Annotated in this window: 20 protein-coding genes; 15 read left to right on the top strand and 5 right to left on the bottom strand. The window is 72.8% G+C overall.

Features of this window, described 5'->3' with window-relative positions; genetic code table 11:
- The first annotated feature begins 17 nt into the window (after window positions 1-17).
- The 8 genes from ACI782_RS18185 to ACI782_RS18150 all read left to right on the top strand — a co-directional run bounded on the left by ACI782_RS18185 (window position 18) and on the right by ACI782_RS18150 (window position 9,502).
- Window positions 18-1,838 carry a PEP-utilizing enzyme gene (locus ACI782_RS18185; protein WP_456911480.1) on the top strand — a complete coding sequence of 607 codons (1,821 nt, stop codon included), beginning with the start codon at window positions 18-20 and terminating at the stop codon, window positions 1,836-1,838.
- Entirely contained in the window at window positions 1,838-2,938 is a 1,101-nt protein-coding gene (locus tag ACI782_RS18180) for a PEP/pyruvate-binding domain-containing protein (RefSeq protein ID WP_456911479.1), read from the top strand. The genes ACI782_RS18185 and ACI782_RS18180 overlap by 1 nt, the downstream gene beginning before the upstream one ends.
- A 5-nt stretch (window positions 2,939-2,943) precedes the next feature.
- Complete coding sequence (locus ACI782_RS18175) at window positions 2,944-3,465, top strand: acetyl-CoA carboxylase biotin carboxyl carrier protein (protein ID WP_456911478.1); 522 nt, start codon at window positions 2,944-2,946, stop codon at window positions 3,463-3,465.
- The gene (locus ACI782_RS18170) at window positions 3,462-4,829 is read left to right on the top strand and encodes an acetyl-CoA carboxylase biotin carboxylase subunit (protein ID WP_456911477.1); all 1,368 of its coding nucleotides are present in this window, start codon (window positions 3,462-3,464) and stop codon (window positions 4,827-4,829) included. The genes ACI782_RS18175 and ACI782_RS18170 overlap by 4 nt, the downstream gene beginning before the upstream one ends.
- Window positions 4,829-6,310, top strand: coding sequence for a biotin carboxyl carrier protein (locus tag ACI782_RS18165; protein WP_456911476.1), 1,482 nt, complete (start codon window positions 4,829-4,831; stop codon window positions 6,308-6,310). The genes ACI782_RS18170 and ACI782_RS18165 overlap by 1 nt, the downstream gene beginning before the upstream one ends.
- Window positions 6,303-7,154, top strand: a complete 852-nt coding sequence (locus ACI782_RS18160; RefSeq protein WP_456911475.1) for an HAD-IIA family hydrolase — start codon at window positions 6,303-6,305, stop codon at window positions 7,152-7,154. Before ACI782_RS18165 ends, ACI782_RS18160 begins: the two co-directional genes overlap by 8 nt.
- A gap of 410 nt (window positions 7,155-7,564) precedes the next feature.
- Window positions 7,565-8,077, top strand: a complete 513-nt coding sequence (locus ACI782_RS18155) for a DinB family protein (RefSeq protein ID WP_456911474.1) — start codon at window positions 7,565-7,567, stop codon at window positions 8,075-8,077.
- Window positions 8,078-8,827: 750 nt separating this feature from the next.
- A complete protein-coding gene (locus ACI782_RS18150) occupies window positions 8,828-9,502 on the top strand; it encodes an ANTAR domain-containing protein (protein WP_456911473.1) in 675 nt (224 codons plus the stop codon).
- 202 nt (window positions 9,503-9,704) lie between these two features.
- On the opposite strand, the gene ACI782_RS18145 is transcribed toward ACI782_RS18150, so the two are convergent.
- Both ACI782_RS18145 and ACI782_RS18140 read right to left on the bottom strand, forming a co-directional pair.
- Window positions 9,705-10,433: a Crp/Fnr family transcriptional regulator gene (locus tag ACI782_RS18145; RefSeq protein WP_456911472.1), complete on the bottom strand. Its 729-nt coding sequence runs from the start codon at window positions 10,431-10,433 to the stop codon at window positions 9,705-9,707.
- Window positions 10,434-10,504: 71 nt separating this feature from the next.
- The gene (locus ACI782_RS18140) at window positions 10,505-11,158 is read right to left on the bottom strand and encodes a chemotaxis protein CheB (RefSeq protein WP_456911471.1); all 654 of its coding nucleotides are present in this window, start codon (window positions 11,156-11,158) and stop codon (window positions 10,505-10,507) included.
- A gap of 77 nt (window positions 11,159-11,235) precedes the next feature.
- Here ACI782_RS18140 and ACI782_RS18135 point away from each other — a divergent pair, with 77 nt between their 5' ends.
- Entirely contained in the window at window positions 11,236-11,403 is a 168-nt protein-coding gene (locus ACI782_RS18135; RefSeq protein ID WP_456911470.1) for a Txe/YoeB family addiction module toxin, read from the top strand.
- A gap of 98 nt (window positions 11,404-11,501) precedes the next feature.
- Here the strand turns inward: ACI782_RS18135 and ACI782_RS18130 are convergent, their stop codons facing one another.
- Both ACI782_RS18130 and ACI782_RS18125 read right to left on the bottom strand, forming a co-directional pair.
- The gene (locus ACI782_RS18130; protein ID WP_456911469.1) at window positions 11,502-12,467 is read right to left on the bottom strand and encodes a sugar kinase; all 966 of its coding nucleotides are present in this window, start codon (window positions 12,465-12,467) and stop codon (window positions 11,502-11,504) included.
- Window positions 12,464-13,303 (bottom strand): IclR family transcriptional regulator, encoded by an 840-nt coding sequence (locus ACI782_RS18125; RefSeq protein ID WP_456911468.1) that lies wholly within the window; start codon window positions 13,301-13,303, stop codon window positions 12,464-12,466. The genes ACI782_RS18130 and ACI782_RS18125 overlap by 4 nt, the downstream gene beginning before the upstream one ends.
- A 148-nt stretch (window positions 13,304-13,451) precedes the next feature.
- Here ACI782_RS18125 and eda point away from each other — a divergent pair, with 148 nt between their 5' ends.
- The 5 genes from eda (at window position 13,452) to kduI (ending at window position 18,782) form a co-directional block, all read left to right on the top strand.
- Window positions 13,452-14,096 carry a bifunctional 4-hydroxy-2-oxoglutarate aldolase/2-dehydro-3-deoxy-phosphogluconate aldolase gene (gene eda, locus ACI782_RS18120; RefSeq protein WP_456911467.1) on the top strand — a complete coding sequence of 215 codons (645 nt, stop codon included), beginning with the start codon at window positions 13,452-13,454 and terminating at the stop codon, window positions 14,094-14,096.
- A 111-nt stretch (window positions 14,097-14,207) separates the two neighbouring features.
- Window positions 14,208-15,584 (top strand): MFS transporter, encoded by a 1,377-nt coding sequence (locus tag ACI782_RS18115; RefSeq protein ID WP_456911466.1) that lies wholly within the window; start codon window positions 14,208-14,210, stop codon window positions 15,582-15,584.
- 303 nt (window positions 15,585-15,887) lie between these two features.
- Window positions 15,888-17,048: a beta-galactosidase BglB gene (gene bglB / locus ACI782_RS18110; RefSeq protein ID WP_456911465.1), complete on the top strand. Its 1,161-nt coding sequence runs from the start codon at window positions 15,888-15,890 to the stop codon at window positions 17,046-17,048.
- A 71-nt stretch (window positions 17,049-17,119) separates the two neighbouring features.
- A complete protein-coding gene (gene kduD, locus ACI782_RS18105) occupies window positions 17,120-17,884 on the top strand; it encodes a 2-dehydro-3-deoxy-D-gluconate 5-dehydrogenase KduD (RefSeq protein WP_456911464.1) in 765 nt (254 codons plus the stop codon).
- Between the two features lie 46 nt (window positions 17,885-17,930).
- Entirely contained in the window at window positions 17,931-18,782 is an 852-nt protein-coding gene (gene kduI, locus ACI782_RS18100; protein WP_456911463.1) for a 5-dehydro-4-deoxy-D-glucuronate isomerase, read from the top strand.
- A 36-nt stretch (window positions 18,783-18,818) separates the two neighbouring features.
- Here the strand turns inward: kduI and ACI782_RS18095 are convergent, their stop codons facing one another.
- Entirely contained in the window at window positions 18,819-19,814 is a 996-nt protein-coding gene (locus tag ACI782_RS18095; protein WP_456911462.1) for an Ldh family oxidoreductase, read from the bottom strand.
- 161 nt (window positions 19,815-19,975) lie between these two features.
- Here ACI782_RS18095 and ACI782_RS18090 point away from each other — a divergent pair, with 161 nt between their 5' ends.
- Entirely contained in the window at window positions 19,976-20,329 is a 354-nt protein-coding gene (locus ACI782_RS18090) for a DUF3040 domain-containing protein (RefSeq protein ID WP_456911461.1), read from the top strand.
- The last annotated feature ends 179 nt before the right edge of the window (window positions 20,330-20,508 follow it).

Here is a 20,508-nt window from a genome sequence, read left to right as displayed (position 1 = left end):
GAAAGAGGAGAGGACAGATGTCCCAGCCCACCGGCGAGCGGTCGTTCCCGCTGCCGTCCCAGATCGCCGACGTCCCGGGCGCGGAGGGGTGGGAGGAGATGTACCCGTACTTCTCCCGTTTCCAGCCCGAGGACGACCAGCGGTTCTGGTTCTACAACTCCATGCACTTCCCCGAGGTGGTGCCGGCCTTCGACGGCCTCACCTCGGAGATCCCGTACACCGCGATCGGCGCGAACACCGCGCGCCTGTTCTCCTTCCCGACGACGATGGGGATCGAGTACCGGATCGTCAACGGGCGGGTCTACATCACCGCCAACCCGGTCCTGGACCCGGCGAAGCAGGCCGAACGCCTCGAGCACTTCCAGGAGCGGGCCGGCCACTACTACGCCAACTGGGATCGCCTGTACGGGGAGTGGCAGCAGCGGATCGAGGCGCTGATCGCCGAGATCGAGGCGGTCGAGGTGCCGCAGCTGGGCGAGCTGGACGACCTGTCCGTCGTCACCGAGGCCCGCGGCTTCGCGTCCAACCACCTCCTCCGCGAGGACTTCCACCGCTGCATCGACCTGTACTCGAAGATGTGGCACCACCACACCGAGTTCCTGATGCTCGGCTACGGCGCCTACGTCGTCTTCTTCGGGTTCTGCAAGCAGGCCTTCCCGGAGATCGGGGACCAGACGGTCGCCCGCATGGTCGCCGGCATGGAGGTGACCATGTACCGGCCGGACGACGAGCTGAAGGAGCTTGCAGCGCTCGCGGTCGAGCTCGACCTCGCCGACCTGTTCGTCGAGGGCAACGACCCGGCCAAGGTGCTCGGCGCACTGGCCGAGCGCGGGGACGCCGGCGCCCGGTGGCTGGCCGCCCTGGAGGAGGCCAAGGACCCGTGGTTCAACGTCTCGGTCGGCGACGGCTTCTACCACCACCACCTGTCGTGGGCCGACGACCTGACCGTGCCGTTCGCGGCACTGCCCCGCTACGTCGAGCAGATCCGCAACGGTGAGGACCTCACCCGACCCACCGAGCGGCTGGCCCAGGAGCGGGAGCGGATCGCCCAGGAGTACCGCGCCCTGCTGGGCTCCGACGACGAGAAGGCCGCCTTCGACCAGATGCTCGGGCTGTGCCGGCAGGTGTTTCCCTACATCGAGTCGCACAAGTTCTACTGCGAGCACTGGTTCACCACCCGGTTCTTCCAGAAGATCCGCGCCTTCGGGCAGCTGCTGGCCGACCGGGGGGTGCTGGCCGACGCCGAGGACGTGTTCCACCTGCGGCACGTCGAGGTCGAGGACGCCCTCGCCGACGTGCAACTGGCGTGGGCGGCCGGCGGGACGGAGCTGGGCGCCCGCCACTGGCGGCCGATCGTCGAGCGCCGCAAGCAGATCCTCGAGGCGCTGGCCCGGTGGTCGCCTCCGCCGGCGCTGGGACCGGTGCCCGAGACGATGAACGACCCAGCGGTGCAGATGCTCTGGGGCGTCACCGACGAGACCATCGAGACCTGGCTGGCCGACGACGAGCTCGACGAGAACACCGTCCGCGGGTACGCCGCCTCGCCCGGCGTCGTCGAGGGCGTCGCCCGCGTCCTGATGAACGTCAACGAGATCGGGCAGATCCGCGAGGGCGAGATCCTCGTGTGCCCGGTGACCGCGCCCAGCTGGGGGCCGGTGTTCGGCAAGATCGCCGCCGCCGTCTCCGACATCGGCGGCACCATGTCGCACGCGGCGATCGTCGCCCGCGAGTACGGCATGCCGGCGGTCGTCGGCAGCGGCCAGGCCACCACCAAGATCAAGACCGGTGACCGCGTGCGCGTCGACGGCGACCGCGGCGTCGTGACCATCCTCGGCTGATGGGGACCGCCATGACCACGATCCAGCCCGTACTGCGCTTCGCCGACGTCGGCCGGGACGACGTCCCGGTGGCGGGGGGGAAGGGCGCCAGCCTGGGGGAGCTGATGCGGGCGGGCATCCGCGTCCCCGACGGCTTCGTCGTGACGACCGAGGCCTTCCGGTCCGCGGTCGCCGCGCTCGACCTCGGCTCGCGCGTGACGGCGCTCGACCCGTCCGACGCCGATGCGGTCGCGGCGGCCTGCGCCGAGCTCCGGTCGATCGTCGAGTCGGCGCCGCTGCCGGCCGAGGTCGCCGAGGCGGTGACGGCCGCGTACACCCGACTCGCCGACGCGTGCGGCCAGCCCGACCTGCCGGTGGCCGTCCGGTCCAGCGCCACCAGCGAGGACTCCGCCGAGGCCAGCTTCGCCGGGCTGCAGGACACCTACCTGTGGGTGCGCGGCGCGGACTCGGTCCTCTCCCACGTCCGTCGGTGCTGGGCGAGCCTCTACAGCATCGAGTCGGTGACCTACCGGCTGCGCCGCGGCATCCCCGAGACGGACCTGGCGATGGCCGTCGTCGTGCAGCAGATGGTGGGCTCCCGCAGTTCCGGGGTGATGTTCACCCGCAGCCCGCTGTCCGGCGACCGCTCGGTCGTCGCCATCGACGCCAGCTGGGGCCTCGGCTCGGCCGTCGTCAGCGGCGACGTCACCCCGGACTCCTTCGTCGTCAGCAAGGTCACCGGGGAGGTCGTCCGGCGGACGGTGTCGTCCAAGACCCGGTGGCACCAGCCCGATCCCAGCGGCGCCGGGGTGGTGGAGAGCGACGTGCCGGCGAACCTGCGGGACGTCCCGTCGGTCAGCGACGACGAGATCGCCGAGCTGGTGGCGATCGCCCGGCAGGTCGAGGCGCACTACGGCTGCCCGCAGGACATCGAGTGGGCGGTGTCGCGGACGGCGCCACCCGGCGAGAACGTCTTCCTCCTCCAGAGCCGCCCGGAGACGGTGTGGGCGGAGAAGGACGCCGCGGCGGCCAAGTCCGGGGTCGCCGCTCCGACGGCTCGCGCCTTCGACCACGTGTTCAACCTGCTGGGCGGCAAGCGCCCGAGCTCCCCGGAGAGCTGAACGCCGTGGACCTCACTCCCGACGACGTCCGCGATGTCCTGCACGTGCTCGACTCCAGCGGCCTCGAGGAGCTGCACCTGGAGCTGGCCGACCTCACCCTGACGGTGCGCCGGGAGGGCGCGACAGGCTGGACGGCCGAGCAGCAGGTGCTCCGCCGGCCCGCGGTCGAGGACGACGGCCGAACCGGCCACAAGGCCCCCTCGGAGGGCGGCCACAGTGGCCACAAAGGCCCGTCCGCCGCGGTGGCGGAGGGCCTGGTCGCGGTGCACCCGCCGCTGCTGGGCACCTTCTACCGGGCGCCGAAGCCGGGTGCGGCACCGTTCGTCGAGGTCGGCGACCGGGTCGCCGAGGACACCGTCGTCGGCATCGTCGAGACCATGAAGATGATGACCCCGGTGCACGCCGGTGTCCGCGGCACGGTGGTGGAGTTCCGCACCGGCAACGGGGAGTTCGCCGACACCGACGCGGTCCTCCTGGTGGTGGACCCGGGGTCGGACACCGCCGGCCTGGGCGAGGGCGCCTCGTGAGGATCCGCCGGCTGCTCATCGGCAACCGCGGGGAGATCGCGGTCCGTGTCATCCGCACGTGCCGCCGGCTGGGCATCGAGTCGGTGCTTGCCGCCTCTGACGCGGACCTGGACTCGCTGCCGGCCCGGCTGGCCGACCGGGTGGTCCGGCTGGGCCCCGCGCCGGCGTCGGCGAGCTACCTCGACCCGTCGGCGGTGGTCGGTGCCGCACAGGCGGTGCACGCCGACGCGGTGCACCCCGGCTACGGCTTCCTGTCGGAGAACCCCGCGCTGGCCCGGGCCTGCGAGGCGGCCGGGATCGTCTTCGTCGGGCCGACCCCGGCGTCCCTGGAGGCGGTCGGGGACAAGCTGCGGGCCCGCTCGCACGCGATCGCGGCGGGGCTGCCCGTCGTGCCCGGCGGCGAGGCCGCGGACCTGGCCGGCGCGCGGGCGGTGGCGGCCGAGGTCGGCTACCCGCTGCTGGTCAAGGCCGTCGGCGGTGGCGGCGGGCGGGGCATGAAGCTGGTCCGCACGGCCGAGGAGCTGCCGCACACCCTCGACCTGGCGGTCTCCGAGGCCGCCGCCGCGTTCGGCGACCCTCGGGTCTACCTGGAGCGGTACGTCGCCTCCGGCCGGCACGTCGAGGTGCAGGTGATCGGCGACGGCACCCGGGCGGTGGCCGTGGGCGACCGCGACTGCTCGGTGCAGCGCCGCTACCAGAAGCTGTTCGAGGAGGCCCCGGCGCCGCTGCTGCCCGACCGCGTGCACTCCGAGATGGCTCGCGCCGCCCTGGCCCTCGCCGAGCACCTCGGCTACCGCGGCCTGGGCACGATCGAGCTGCTCCACGACCGCGAGCGCGAGGCGTTCTACTTCCTCGAGATGAACGCCCGCATCCAGGTGGAGCACCCGGTCACCGAGATGGTCACCGGCATCGACCTGGTCGCCGAGCAGCTCGCCGTCGCCGAGGGGCGGCCGCTGTCCATCCGGCAGGAGGACGTCACCCTCACCGGGCACGCCGTCGAGTGCAGGATCAACGCCGAGGACTGGACCGCCGACTTCCGGCCGTCACCGGGGCGGATCGATCGCGTGGTGCTGCCCGTCGGCGACGGCATCCGCGTGGACACCCACGTGCAGGGCGGGTCCGTCGTCCCGCCCTACTACGACTCGCTGCTGGCCAAGCTGATCGTGCACGGAGCCGACCGCGCCGATGCCCTCGCCCGGGCCCGCGCCGCGCTCTCACTGCTGCGCATCGACGGCGTGACGACGACCGTGCCCGTGCACGCCGCGCTGCTTGCCGACCCCGAGTTCGCCGCCGGCGGAGTGGACACCGCCTTCTTCGAGCGGTTCCTGCGCAGCTCCCAGCCCGACCTCGTGGAGGTGCCCTGATGGCCGACGTCGGACTGGTCGACGTCTCCCTGCGCGACGGCAACCAGAGCCTCTGGGGCGCCGCCGGCCTGCGCACGGCACACGTGCTCCAGGTGGCGCCGATCTTGGAGCGGGTCGGCTTCCGGGCTCTGGACTACAGCTCCAGCACCGCGATGGGCATGCTCGTCCGCACCCACCGGGAGGACCCCTGGGAGCTGTTCCGGCGCACGAGGGCCCTCATGCCGACGACCAAGCTGCAGTTCATCGGCACCGGGTTCCGCTTCATCTCCTGGCAGAACTCCCACCCCGACACCATGCAGCTGGTCTACGACCGGCTGGTCGCCAACGGGATCGACCGGGTCGTCGTCCTCGACCCGATGCACGACATGGACGCCGCCCGCGCCACCGGCCGCCGGCTGAAGAAGGCCGGCGTCGACGAGGTGGTCGCGGCGCTGACCTTCACGATCAGCGCGGTCCACGACGACGCCTTCTACGCCGACCTGGCCCGGCAGATGCGCGAGTGCCCGGACGTCGACCGCGTCTACGTCAAGGACCCGGCGGGCATCCTCACGGCCGAGCGGGCCCGCACACTCCTCCCGGCGATCAAGGCCGAGCTCGGCAGCACGCCGCTCGAGCTGCACTCGCACGCCACCATCGGGCTCTCCCCCCTGACCTACTCGATCGCGCCCGAGCTCGGCGTCGAGGTCGTGCAGACCGGCTGCGGGCCGCTCGGCAACGGCTCGTCGCTGCCGGAGGTCCGCCGCACCGTGTCCAACCTCCGCGAGATGGGCCACCGCGTCGACATCGACGACCGCGCGCTCGGCCTGGCCTGCGACTTCTTCGAACGGCTGGCGACGGCGGAAGAGCTGCCGGCCGGTCGACCGCAGGACTTCGACGCCGCGTTCCTGCACCACCAGATCGCCGGCGGCGTCATGACCACCACCCGCCGCCAGCTGCGCGAGATCGGCATGGAGGACCGGTTCGACGGCCTCATCGAGGAGGTCGGCCGGGTCCGCGCCGAACTCGGCCACCCCATCATGGTCACGCCGTTCCCCCAGATGGTCGTCTCGCAGGCGCTGTTCAACGTCATCGGCGAGCGCTACTCGAACGTGCCCGACCAGGTGATCCGGTATGCGCTGGGCAGCTTCGGCCGGCCCACCGCCCCCATCGACCCGGTCGTGCTCGACCGGATCCTCGACCGGCCACGGGCGCGCGAGCTGCAGTCGGAGCCCCCGCCGCCGTCACCGGAGGAACTGCGCCGGCAGTTCGGTCCGGCGGTCAGCGACGAGGAGCTGCTGCTGCGGGCGCACATGCCCGCCGAGCAGGTCGACGCGATGGTCGCCACCGGCCCGGCGCCGGCGCACTACAACCCGACCCTGACACCGGTGCTCACCCTGCTCCGCGAGCTGGGCGAGCGGCCGTCCGTCCACGACCTGGCGGTGGGCAAGCCGGATTTCCGGCTGTTCGTCCACCGTCGTGCGGAAGGAGCCTCCCGTGCCTGAACCGGACACCGGCGCGCTCGAGAGGCTGCGGCGGGTGCGCGGCTTCGTGCTGGACATGGACGGGACCCTGGTCCTCGGTGACCGCAACAACCGGGGGTTGCGCGCACTGCCCGGAGCGGTCGAGTTCGTGCGTCTGCTCGCCGAACGGGACCTGCGGTTCTGCGTGTTCACCAACGGCACCGTGAAGACGCCCAGGCAGTGCGCGGACGCGCTCCAACAGGCCGGCTTCCCCGTGCCCGACGACGCCGTCCTCACACCGGCCACCGCCGCGGCCGAGCTGTTCCGGCGACGAGGACACCGACGGGTGATGGTGCTCGGCGGCAAGGGCATCACCGAGCCGCTGGAGGCCGCCGGCATCGAGACCCTCCCGCCCCTGCGTGGAGCGACCGCGGACGCCGTCTTCGCGGGCTGGTTCCGGCAGGAGCTCACCTTCGAAGCGCTGGAGGCCGCCTGCTTCGCGGTCTTCGAGGGGGCGAAGTTCTACAGCGCCTCGCAGTCACTGTTCTTCGCCACCGCCGAGGGCCGCACGCTCGGCACCTCGCGGGCGATCAGCGCCGTCGTCCGCGACATCACCCGAGCCCGGGTGACCGTCGTCGGGAAGCCGGCCCTGCAGGCCCTCCAGGCGGCGGCGCGGCATCTCGACGTCCCAGCCGTGGAGCTCGCCGTGGTCGGCGACGACCCTGAACTGGAGGTGCCGATGGCGCACAAGGGCGGGTCACTCGCCGTCGCCGTCCACACCGGCATCGGGCACGCCCAGTCGTTCACTGACCTGCCCGAGGAGGTGCGCCCGCACCTGGACCTGCCCGACGTGGGCGTGTTGGCCGACCTCCTGCGATCTGCCTGATCCCCGTGCCGGTCCGGGTCCAGACGTCCCCTGCAGTCTGCACATCGGGTGGGGGCGACATCGGGGTCACGGCCGACCGGGAGGACGCGACCAACTCGCGATCGACAAACCGCCCACGATGGCCGACGGCAGCCGACGACGTCCGGTGACCGACGGGCGGCTTCACCTGCATGCTCGTCGCTGGTCAACCGCTGCCGACAGCACCAAGATCGGCTCGCAGGGTGAAGCGGTGTGTCGATCGAGCTCTCGCGGACCGGGGAGGGGAGTGGCGCACCACTGCTCACCGGCGCTTGGTGGTCGAGCCGATCGTCCGCGACGAGGTGATCTGCGGATGCCGATCCGTCCCATGTGGGCACTCCCTGCCTCTAGCGTCGGCACCGACCCACCGGAGGACGACGGAAGGGGATCTCATGACCGGTACGACCACCCTCACGCGCGAGCGGGCCGACCTGATCGAGTCCCTACGGCGACACCGGGCCTTCCTGCGGTACACCGTCCGCGGTCTGACCGACGAGCAGGCGCTGCGGCGGCCGACTGCCAGCGCCCTCAACCTGGCCGGGCTGATCAAGCACGTGGCGGCCACGGAGGCCGAGTGGGTGCGGTTCGCCGAGGGCGGGGCCGTGGCGATGCACCGCAACTGGGGCCCCGACGCCGTGTCCCGGCACTGGCACCTCGCGCCGGGGGAGACGCTGGCAGGCGTGCTGTCCGACTACGAAGCGGTGGCCCGGCACACCGATGAACTCGTCGCCACCCTCCCGGACCTGGACGTCGAGCACGCGCTGCCGGAGGCACCCTGGTTCGAGCCGGGCGCCCGCTGGTCGGCCCGACGGGTCTTCCTCCACGTCATCGCCGAGACCGCTCAGCACGCCGGCCACGCCGACATCCTGCGGGAATCCATCGACGGCCAGAAGACGATGGGCTGACACCGGCGAGCACCCGGCTCGGGAGAAGGCAGCCCGCGGAAGCGCGCGCCGGGGACCAGCAGCGTCAGCCACGCGGCCTGGCTGAGCGTGAGGACGTCGTGCGTGGCCTGCGCGACCAGGACCGGACAGTCGATCGCCCGGTGGTCGAGCGTGGCCTCGGGCAGGATGGCGTGGCGGACGAGACGCCAGAAGTCCTCCGCCTCCGCGGAACCGCGGACGAGTGCCGCTGCCCCGCCAGCGGGCGTGGGCCACCCGCGTGCTCGCAGGACACCCAGGGCGGCCGTACGGAGGACGGCCGGGCGCATGAGCGGACCAGCGGCCGGGGCCAGGGTGCTGAAGACGAGCCGGGTTCCCCCGGGCCAGCTCGAGGTCGAGACGACCGCCCAGGGACACGCCCAGCACGTACGGCGCTCGCACGTGGTCGGGTCCGGCACGGTCTCCGCGCCTCGACCAGATGGTGCTCGAGGCTGTGGCCGGGCGAGCCCGCCGCACCGGCGCACCCGCCGGCGCGTAGGCTGCTGTCGACGCCCGGTTCAAGACGTCGGCGTCGAGTTGCGTCAGGCAGCGGCGTAGCGCACTTGCGGACCCACCGTGGGGTTCGCCGCCGAGGTCGCGCCCCGGTGTCCATGAGACCGGAGGCCCACGGTGGCCCGCAGCGAGAACCAGCGATCCAGGGAAGCCGTCGAGGCGCTGGAGCACCTGGGGCAGAGGTCCTTGCGGGAACTCTCCATGGAGACCCTGCTGCAATCGATGGCAGACCTCACGAAGAGGGTCATGCCCGGTGACCCCGAGGCGTCGGTCACGCTGCTCGTCAAGGACGCGCCGATGACCGTCGTCGACACCGGGCCACTGGCCCTCGGCCTCGACGAGGTCCAGTACGACCGCGGCGACGGGCCGTGCCTGCACAGCGCCCGCAACGGCCTCCCGGTCGAGATCGGGGACACGCGCGTGGACAGCCGGTGGACGGACTATCTGCGGTACGTCGCCGGACAAGGCGTCCTCAGCATGCTGGCCGTCCCGTTGATCGTCGCCGGGGACGAGCAGGTCGCAGGGTCGCTGAACGTCTACGCCCGGAGGCCGCACGCCTTCGACGAGGCCAGCCGGGCGGTGGCCACCGGGTTCGCCCCCTACGCGGCGGTCGCCGCCGGAACCGTCCAGGCGTACCGCCGGGCCCGGGAGACGGCCGACAACCTCCAGGTCGCTCTCGAGTCCCGGGCGGTCATCGAGCAGGCCAAGGGCATCCTGATCGAGCGCCACGAGTTGACCCCCCACCAGGCATTCGAAGCCCTGGCCGCCGTATCGATGAGCAGGAACGTCAAGGTGCGCGACATCGCCGAGCACCTCGTCCTCACCGGCGAGATCCCACTCGTCCGGACCCGGCCCTCGCGGTCCGCCGACCAGCCCACCGAGCGGCGAGACCCCTAGCGTTCCCCCGCACCCCGAGCAGCCGCGGCGGCCACCCGGGGGCGCGCCGCGGTGAGGCCCCGCCACTCCAGAACAGGGGTGGCGGGGTCGCCCTCCCTGATGCGGCGTGCCAGAGACTCGAGCGAACCGCCTTGGACGAACACGACCCCCTGGACAGGCCCTGGCCTCGACGGCCGGCGCCGGGGATCCGCCGCGGTGGCGATCAGAGCTCGGGGGCTGCGGTGAGGCGCTGGTACTCGGCCTGCACGATGTCATAGCAGTCGCAGGCCGCCTCGTGCAGCGCGTCGCCATCGAGAACGGTGATCCGGCCCCGGGTGTAGCGGATGAGGCCGGCCTGCTGCAGCACGCCTGCGGTCAGCGACACGGTGCCCCGCCGGACGCCCAGCATCTGGGCGAGGAACTCCTGGGTGAGCTCGAACTGGTCCGATCCCACGCGATCACGGGTCTGCAGCAGCCACCGGGCGCAGCGCTCCTCGGTGCTGTGCAGCCGGTTGCAGGCCACGTTCTGGGACAGCTGCACCATCGTGGCCTGCGTGTAGCTGTGCAGCACGTCGTGCAGCGCGCCGTCCCCGGACAGGAATCGACGCAGGTCGCCGACGGTCAGGCGCACCGCCGCGCCGGCGATCTGGCAGAAGCAGTCGTTCGGGCTCTCGGCCGAGCCCAGGAATGCCGGCAGACCGGCCAGCCCCTCGTGGCCCATCGTCGCCACCTCGACGGCGGCCTCCCCATCGACGGTCGCGATCAGGGAGAACACGCAGTCGACGGCGAACCAGACGTGCTCGATGGGCTTGCCGCGCTCGTAGACCTGATCGCGGACGTCCAGCCGCGCCGGCTCGAGCAGGGGTCGCAGCCGGTCGAACTCCTCGTCGGGCAGGCTCGCGAGCAGGAGATTGCGTCGTGGGTCCGGCGGCGTGGGGGCGGGCGTGGACACGTGCCGCTCCTCCCGAACGGGTGTACCCGTCGGCTCCGGGCGAGGCGAACGCTACGCCTGCATCCCGGCCCTCACGCGAGGACGGACCGGCGGGAACCCAGCCGGGCCCACGGCGGCACGGGGACGGCGAGCAGGTCCGCGGCGCCCGGCGCCATCACGTACGCCACCAGCGCCGGCGCCACGAGGAGCAGCGGCAGGGCGTGCTCGACGCAGCCCGTGGCGAGGGCCGCGCTGGGCATGCCCGGCGCCTCGGCGTCGTCGGGGTCCTGGACCAGCACCCGACCACCCGCCCGCCGGACGGCGCGCACGCCTGCGGCCCCGTCGGACAGCCGGCCGGTCAGTACGACGGCCAGCACTCGTGGGCCGAAGGCGGCAGTAGCACTGACGAGCACTGCGTCCGCGGTCGTGGTCGTCGGGTGCGGCCGCAGCGTCAGCACCCCGTCCGGCTCCAGGTCGGCGGTGGTCCCCACCGGCAGGACCGTGACGCCGGTGTGGAGCCGACCGGACGTGGCGGTCCGCACGGGGAGGTTCGCCGCGGGGCGCAGGAGGTCGGCGAGCACCTCGGGAAGGCCGGGACTGCGGTGCTGCACCACCAGGACGGGTACCGGGAAGTCGGCCGGCAGGCGGGAGACGACGGTGCGCAGCGCCCGCAGACCGCCGGCACTTGCGGCAAGCACGACGACGCAGAAGCCGTCACGCCCGTCGAGCGCTGTCGGCGTTGCCACAGAGCGAAAGGTACGCCTGTGTCAGGCACCTGACACAGTGGCGCGCCGCCTCGCCTCGACGCCGCCCGGCCGGCACTGTGGACGAGCAGGCGGCCCGCGACCCGGCGGCCGGCACCGGCGAGCCCGAGCGGCTCAGCGGGGACCTGTCGGGCTGCTGGTCGCGTCGCATCGACCAGGAGCACCGCCTGGTCCACACGGTCGACGGTGACCAGCTCGTCGTCCTGCAGGTGCGCTACCACTACTGAGGTGCCGTCGGCCCGTGCGTGCAGAGCCCGCCGGGGAGAGAACGGGGGAGCCGGACCTCGGCCTGCTCGACAGCGCGCCCGGAGGAGGCTGCTGGGCCTCAGCGCTGGACGGGTTCCCTGTCGGTCAGCAGCGAGAGCTCCGCGCGCCGCGGCAGGCCCTCCCAGTCACCGGGGGTGAGGCACACGAAGGCCCCGGTCGTGACCGCCAGCGCCAGGCGTGCGGCGGGGGAGCCGCCGGCGACGCGCTCGGCGAGGTACCCGGACACGAAGGCGTCCCCGGCCCCGACGGTGTCGACCACGTCGACGGGGACGGCCGGCGCGGTGTGCACCTCGCCGTCGACCAGTGACAGGGCCCCCTGGGCGCCACGCTTGACGACGACCTCCCGCGGGCCGAGCGTGGCCAGCTCGGCGGCCGCGTCCTCGGCACGCCGGTGCGGTCCGACGACCAGCGCGGCCTCGTCCTCGCCGGCGAAGACCAGGTCGACCCGCTCCAGCAGGTCGCGCGCGAAGGCGCCGGCCTCCGCTGCCGACCACAGGCTCGCCCGGTGGTTGACGTCGAAGGACACCGGCACCCCGCCCGCCCGGGCGCGGTCGACCGCGTCGAGCAGCGCCGCCCGCGCCGAGCAGGAGAGGGCCGCGGTGATGCCGGTGACGTGCAGCAGGGCGGCGTCCTCGACGAGGCCCGCCGGGACGTCGTCGGGCGCCAGCCGACTGCCGGCGCTGCCGGCGCGGTAGTAGGCGACCTTCTGCGTCGCGGGAGTGCGCCGCTCCTTGATCATCAGCCCCGTGGGCGCGTCCGGATCGACGCGCACGTGAGCCCGCACCCCCTCGGCCCGGATCTCCCGCTGCACCAGCACACCCAGGGAGTCGTCCCCCACCCGGCCGCACCAGGCCACCTCGGTCCCCAGGCGGGCCAGCCCGATGGCGACGTTGGACTCGGCGCCCCCGACGCCCAGACCCAGCGTGGAGTTGTGTGCCAGGGGACCCGGCTGGTCGGCCCGGAGCAGCGCCATCGTCTCGCCCAGGGTCACGACATACGGCTGGAGGGCCGTTCCGCCCGTCACCGGCTCACCAACTCGTCGACCGGGTGGCCGTTGCCCCGGGCGGCGTCGCCGGCGTCCTCGACGAGGGTGTCGGCCGGCCCGGCGAGGGCGAGCCCCTCGGGCAGCAGCGGGCCCACGACGCCGCGGATCGCCTCCGCGAGCGCCACCTGGCGGTCCGGCGCCATGCGCTCGGCCAGCGAGGTGATCGACAGGGCGCCGACCGTCCGGTTGCCGCGGAGGATCGCCATGCCGATGCACGCCACGCCGGGCTCGTTCTCCTCGATCTCGGTGGCGTACCCGCGGGAGCGCGCCGCGTGGACGACGTCCAGGAGGTGCTCCCAGCTGACCTCGCGGTCCGGTGGGACCGCGCGCAGGTAGGCCCTCAGCTGGTCGTCCGGGACGTCGCCGGCCGCGAGCAGCGCCCGGCCCATGGACGTCGTCGCCGCCGGGGCGCGCTGGCCCACCGACGACCACACCCGGATGGCCCGCTCGGGCTCCACCTTGTCCACGTAGAGCACCTGGTCGTCGACCATCACCCCGAGGTGCACCAGCTCGCCGACCTCGCGGGACAGGGCGACCAGCGCCGGGTGGACGGCGACCTGCAGGTTGTCCGCCCCCCAGAAGGCGTCGCCCAACGCGATCGCCGACGGCCCCAACCGGTAGCGGCCGGTGCTGTCGGACTGGATCGCGAAGGAGTGTGCGCGCAGCGTCGTCAGCGCGCGGTACGCCGTGGACTTGTTGACCCCCACCTTGTCGGCGAGGTCGCTCAGACCGGCTCCATCGACCCCGGCCTCGGCCAGGGCGACGAGGAGTCGAACTGCACGGTCCACGGCCTCGATGCGGGGAGGCTCGGCCATGGCAGGAGTCTGACACCACCCGGCGTTTCGGTCAACGAAACGAACCGTTGCACTAGATGACACGAAACCATTGCGGATGTGACCGCCGTCATGCCATCCTCGTTCCGCCCAGCGCACTGAAACGTTCCACTCACCGAAACGAGGTCTCGTGGCTCATCTCGTCGAGTCCTTCGGCGGACGCCTCGTCCCCGTCGTCGTCCTGGCCGATGCCGATCGCGCCGAGGGCCTGGCGGACGCGCTGGTCGCCGGTGGGCTGCGCGTCGCGGAGGTCACCTTCCGCACCCCGGCGGCGACCGAGGCCATCCGGCGGATGGCCGGGCACCCCGACCTGGTGGTCGGCGCCGGCACGGTCGTCCGCGCCGAGCAGGTCGACCAGGCTGCCGACGCCGGTGCTCGATTCGTGGTCAGCCCCGGCCTCAGCCCGACGGTGGTGGCGCGGGCCCGCGAGCGCGGCGTCGACGTGCTGCCCGGCGTCGTGACGCCGTCGGAGCTCATCGCGGCACTCGACCTCGGCATCGACACGGTGAAGTTCTTCCCGGCCGCCCAGTACGGCGGTGTCGCGACGCTCGCCGCGCTCGCGTCCCCGTTCCCGGAGGTGCGGTTCGTCCCGACCGGCGGGATCTCGCCGGCGAACCTCCCCGACTACCTGGCGCTGCCCAACGTGCCCGCCGTCGGCGGGTCGTGGATGGTCCGGCCAGACCTCGTGGACGCCGGCGACTTCGCCGCCGTCACCGCGCTCACCGCCCAGGCCGTGCAGGCCGCGGCGTCCGTGTCCGGAGGGGCGCGCCGGTGAACGCGTCCGCCCCCACCGGCCGGCCGGCGTCGCCGGCCATCGAGATCACACCCGCCGTTCCGGAGGGGCCGGTCCCGGTCCCTCGCCACTGCTGACGAGAGGTATGGACGAATGACGACCACACCCGGCGAGATCGGGACCGAGGCCAGGTTCGGCACGCGCGACCCGAAGCGGGCCGCGATGAGCGGCTGGATCGGCAGCGCGCTCGAGTACTACGACTTCGCGCTGTACTCGCAGGCCGCGGCGCTGGTCTTCCCCGCCATCTTCTTCCCGTCCGAGAACCCGACCATCGCGATCATCGCCTCCCTCGCGACCTACGCGGTGGGGTACGTCTCCCGTCCGCTCGGCGCCGTCGTCCTGGGCGCGTGGGGGGACCGGCACGGCCGCAAGAACGTGCTCGTCTTCGCGATGCTGCTGATGGGCGTGTCGACCTTCCTGGTCGGGTTGCTGCCCACGTACGGACAGGTCGGCATCCTCGCGCCCGTCCTCCTGGTGATCCTGCGCCTGGTCCAGGGGTTCGCCGTCGCCGGCGAGCTCGGCGGTGCCAGCGCGATGGTCGTCGAGCACTCCCCGGACGCGAAGCGCGGGTTCTTCGCGAGCTTCTGCCTCCAGGGCACGCAGTTCGGCTCGATCCTGGCCACCGGTGCGATGCTGCCGCTCGCGGCGCTGCTGAGCGACGACCAGTTCCAGACCTGGGGATGGCGCATCCCGTTCCTGCTGAGCGCGTTCGTGATCCTGGCCGGGTACGTCATCCGTCGTCGCGTGCAGGAGCCCCCCGCCTACCTCGCCAAGTCCGGAGAGATCAAGGCCAAGCGCCGGTTCCCGATCGTCGACCTCCTGCGCACCCACCCGTGGGTCCTGGTGCGGTGCGTCCTCATGACCTTCACCAACGTGATCGGCATGGCGACCCTCGTCTTCGGCATCGCCTACGCGACGCAGGAGGGCTACGGCATCGGCTACTCCACCAGCGACTTCCTCTGGGTCACGCTCGTGGCCAACGTGACCGCCGTGCTGACGATCCCGTTCTTCGGGGCGCTGTCCGACCGGATCGGCCGGCGGACGCTCATGGTGGTCGGCGGGATCGGTGGCGGCCTGCTCTCCGGGGTCTACCTGTGGGCCATCGACCAGGGGAACCTGTTCCTGGTCTTCGTGAGCGTCGTCGTCGTGCAGGGGATCTTCTTCCAGATGTGGAACGCGACCTTTGCGACGTTCTTCCAGGAGCAGTTCCCGATGCGGATCCGCGTGACCGGCTTCGCGGTGTCGCAGAACGTCGGCCTGATGCTCGCGTCGTTCTTCCCGAGCGTCTTCACGGCGATCGCTCCTCCCGGGTCCACCAACGTCCCGCTCGTCATCGGGGCGACCACGTTCGGCATCTGCCTGGTCGCGGCCGTGGCCGCGCTCCTGTCCGCCGAGACCAAGGGCACGACGCTCGAGGACCTCGAGACCCACGAGGCCGGCTCGCAGCTGGTCGGCGCCGGCCGCGTCTGAGCCCGGCTGTGTCGAGGGAGCGGGTGGCGACCGCGCGCCGGATCGAGCACGGCTCGGTCCCGCTCCGCGCGGGCGCCACCCGCTCCTCCGGCCGTCCGCGCCGCCCTCCGGGTGACGGCGACCCGACGAGGGCGTCACGTACGTTCCCGAGGTGTTCCACCCGGCCGGTCAGCTCCGCGCTGCAGGACTGCCGGCCGATCCCCGCCCGGGTGCGGGCAGCCGGTCCGCGGACCGACGACTCCCGGCGGGCCCGATCAGGTCCCGGCGATCCCTGCGACCAGGGCACGACGACGGAGAACGGTGATGACTGAGACCACGAGCGCGCCGCAGCCGGTGTGGCCGGTGAAGCACAGTCCGCTGCTGCGGGCGCCGGAGCGGTTCATCTCGCGCGAGGGACTCCAGGAGCTGGTCCGCCGGCTGACGGACAACCTGGTCAACATCGCGGACGAGACCGGTCAGTTCCTCCTCCGGCTCGACGACGGGCGCGTCATCGACACCAAGGGCTGGGCCGGCTGGGAGTGGACCCACGGTGTCGGCCTCTACGGCATCTGGCAGTACTACGACCAGACCGGGGACCCGGCGATGCGCGACGTCATCGACTCCTGGTTCACCGCGCGGCTGGCCGAGGGCACCACGAAGAACGTCAACACGATGGCGCCGTTCCTGACGCTCGCCTACCGGTACGAGGAGACGGGCGATCGCACGCTGCGGCCGTGGCTCGACTCGTGGGCCGAGTGGGCGATGCGCGCGATGCCGCGCACCCCGCACGGCGGCATGCAGCACATCACGCTGGCGGAGGAGAACCACCACCAGCTCTGGGACGACACGCTGATGATGACGGTCCTCCCGCTGACCAAGATCGGTCTGCTCCTCGACCGGCCGCACTACGTGCGCGAGGCGACGTTCCAGTTCCTCACCCACGTCGCCTACCTCATGGACCGGAGGACGGGCCTGTGGTTCCACGGCTGGACGTTCGAGGGCAACCACAACTTCGCCGAGGCCCGGTGGGCGCGCGGCAACTCGTGGCTCACGATGGTGATCCCCGACTTCCTCGAGCTGGTGGACCTGCCGGAGGACGACCCGGTCCGCCGGTTCCTCATCGAGGTGCTCGACGCACAGGTGGCGGCCCTCGCCCAACTGCAGGACGACTCGGGGCTCTGGCACACGCTGCTCGACGACCAGTCGTCCTACGTGGAGGCGTCGGCGACAGCGGGGTTCGCGTACGGGATCCTCAAGGCGGTGCGCAAGGGGTACCTCGCGGACCGGTACACCGAGGTGGCCGAGAAGGCGGTCCGGGCCGTCACCGCGAACATCTCCGACGACGGCGAGTTGCAACAGGTCTCGTTCGGCACCGGCATGGGGTCGGACCTGGACTTCTACCGCGAGATCCCGCGCACCTCCATGCCCTACGGGCAGGCCATGGCGATCCTCTGCCTCGCCGAGTACCTGCGCACCTACTTCTGAGTCGTGGCAGCTGACCGGGCCGATGGCCCCGGTTCCCGCACGACGACGTCCGTCCCGATGGAGGAGAGCTGATGAGTGTCGACCTGTTCCGACTGGACGGGAAGGTCGCCCTGGTGACGGGTTCGTCGCGCGGGCTGGGTCAGGGTGCCGCGCTGGCGCTGGCGGAGGCAGGGGCCGACGTCGCGCTGCTGAACCGGGCGCCGGCGCACGAGACGGCCGACAAGGTGAAGGCGCTCGGCCGGCGGGTCCACCACGTCGAGCAGGACCTGAGCGCGGCCACCCCCCAGCAGCTGGACGAGTCGGTCCGGTCCGTGGTGGACGCGCTCGGGCGGATCGACGTCCTGGTCAACAACGCCGGGATCATCCGGCGGGCGCCGGTGCTGGAGCACTCGGCGTCGGACTGGCGCGACGTGCTGACGGTCAACCTGGACGCCGTCTTCCACCTGTCGCAGGCCGCGGCCCGACGGTTCGTGGCGCAAGGTGCAGGCAAGATCATCAACATCGCGTCGATGCTGTCGTTCCAGGGCGGCATCCTGGTGCCGGGCTACACGGCGAGCAAGCACGCGGTCGCGGGGATCACCAAGTCCTTCGCCAACGAACTGGCCGCCTCCGGGGTGAACGTGAACGCGATCGCCCCGGGGTACATGGCCACCGACAACACGGCGCCGATCCGTGCCGACGAGGCCCGCGAGAAGTCGATCGTGGACCGGATCCCCGCCGGTCGCTGGGGCACCCCCGACGACCTGCGGGGTCCGCTCGTCTTCCTGGCGTCGCCGGCGTCGGACTACCTGAACGGCGCCGTCATCCCGGTCGACGGCGGCTGGCTGGTCCGCTGACCGCCCCCACACACCCACACCCCTCGAGACATCGGAGATCCGCACCGTGGAGCAGCGTTACGCGACGACCCCCGACCAGCTCCCGCAGTTCGACACCGACGACCTGCGGGCCCGGTACCTGGTGGAGGAGGTGTTCGTGCCCGGCGAGGTGACCGCCGTCTACACCCACCACGACCGGATCGTGCTCGGCGGCGCGGTCCCCGCGGGCAGGCAGCTGCCGCTGCCGACGTTCGACGAGCTGCGCGCGGAGTACTTCCTGGCCAACCGGGAGATCGGGATCGTCAACGTCGGCGGCACGGGCACCGTGACCGCCGACGGGCAGACGTACACGCTGCCCAACGGGGCGTGCCTGTACGTCGGCCGGGGCACCCGGGACGTCGTGTTCGCCGACGCCCCGCCGGCGGCCGGCTCCGCCGAGGCGGAGTCCGGTGCGCAGTTCTACCTGTTCAGCGCCCCGGCGCACACGACCTGCCCGACGCAGCTCGTGCTCAAGGGGGAGGGCACCGTCCGTGAGCTCGGCGACCAGCTCACCAGCAACCGGCGGTCGCTGAACCAGTACATCCACCCGAACGGCATCCAGTCCTGCCAGATCATGATGGGGGTGACCGAGCTGCACCCGGGATCGATGTGGAACACGATGCCCGCGCACACGCACGACCGGCGGACCGAGTGCTACCTGTACTTCGACGTGCCGGAGGACGCGCGGGTGGTCCACCTGCTCGGTGAGCCGACCCAGACGTGTCACCTGGTGATCTCCGACCGGCAGGCGGTCATCTCGCCGTCCTGGTCGGTGCACTCCGGGGTCGGCACCGCGGCCTACTCGTTCGTGTGGGCCATGGCGGGGGAGAACCAGTCCTTCGACGACATGGACCCCGCGCCGGTCACCGCGCTGCGCTGATCCCAGTCGGGGCGCTCGACGTCGCGGACCGCAAGCTCACTCGCGGTGCGGTCCGCGACGTCTCCTCGGCGACGCCGCCGGCCGACCCACGGCCCGGGCGCCGATCAACCCGCCCGTCGCCGCTGTTCGACGTCGGCCAGGGCGTGCTCGACCGCGGCCAGCGCCTCCGGCTGGGCGAAATCCGGAGCTCCCCGCCCCGACGCCGATCCAGCACCCGGTCACCCCGGGCGCGGAAGGGCAGCAGTGCGCCGGTGAGGGCGGCCTCGGGGTCCGTCGTCGGACGGCCGTCCGCGTCCACGGCCCATCCCTCGGGGGGCGGGTGCCCCGCGCGGCGGCGTCCCGGACCGTGACGAAGGCGGTGCTGCTGGAGGCCTGGTCGACGGTGAGCGGCGGGCGTCCGGCGTGGCGCACGGAGCAGGCCACGGGGTTGGTGCCGAAGAGCCGGCCGGTGCCCGGTCCGGCGGCGAGCAGGGCCGGGGAGGCCGCGGTGGCCACAGCGACGAGCCCTTCTGCGGCCAGGCGTTCGGTGAACCAGCCGAGCTGCCCGCAGGTGTAGGACCCGTGCTGCGCGAAGACGGCCACGCCGAAGCCGCGGGCCGCCTCCACGAGTCCGGCGAAGCCCTCGTCGAAGCCGTTGTGCGCGATGCCACCGCGCGCGTCGGAGGTGGTGACGGCGGGGGAGGGGCGGCTGATCCGGGGGACGGCCCGGCCGTCGAGGCGTCCGTCGTCCATGGCGTCCCGGTGGTCGAGGAGGTGGGCCACGCCCACGACGGCCTTGCCGCGGTCCTCGGCGAACAGGGCCGCGTCGGTGAGCAGCTCGGCGACCCTCAGGCTCGCGCCGGCGGCGTCGAGCGCGGCCCGGCAGAGGGCGCCGACCTCGGCGCGGTCGACGGCGACGACGTCGCCCGGTCCGGCTCCGCTGTACCTCCCCAGCAGGTCGGCCGGCGCCCGGGCGCCCCGACCGAGGCCGGCCAGTCCTCCGAACGACGCCGCGGTCCTGCCGGGGCGTCTCCATCCGGCGCTGCGGGCCACGTCCGCTCCTCTCTCCGCCGCGGCTCGCCGGAAACCGATCCGCAGTCCCGTGCTCGTTGCCGACAACCGGCAAGATCGGTTGCCTCATCTGGCCGATGCGGCCCGTGGCCGGGGGTCCTCGGCGGCGGGCATGCTCGGGGTCGGCAAGGAGGAGGCCGATCGTGCTCAGCGACCACGAGCAGCGGGTGTGGGACGACGTCGAGCGGTTCTGGGCCGTGGACGCCGAGGAACCTCCCCGGAGCACCCTGCGACCGCGCCGCCGAGCGCGCCGGAACCGGGCCGATCCGCCCGCCCTCGTGGTCGCCGCCGTCGGGGCCGCGATCCTGCTGGTCCTGTTCGGGGCGCCGACTGCCGGACTGGCGGTCGGCGTGGCCACCGCTGTCGGGTGGTGGGTGTGGCGCTACTGGCCCCGGCTCGGGGAGCTGGGCTCGGCCACGGCGTGGTCGGTGATCGGTGAGGTGCACCGCGGCTCGTCCGCGGCGCGCCGGCCGGAACGCGGGGCGGGGGAGCGGTGAGCCGCCCGGGACCGCGGGACACGCGGGAACCGCGGCGGACGTGCCGATCGGAGTCGTCCCCGCCGGACTGCCCACGGTGCCGGTTCCTCGCGGGCCCCTCGGCTGGCGGGTGCTCGTCCCGCTGACCACGCTGGCCACGGCGGCTCGGTGCGGGCCGACGGGGCACGGAGGGGAGCAGG

The sequence above is a fragment of the Geodermatophilus sp. SYSU D00703 genome (assembly GCF_054050155.1).
The sequence above is the reverse complement of the archived record's forward strand: the minus strand, read 5'-3'. Positions and strand labels throughout refer to the sequence as shown.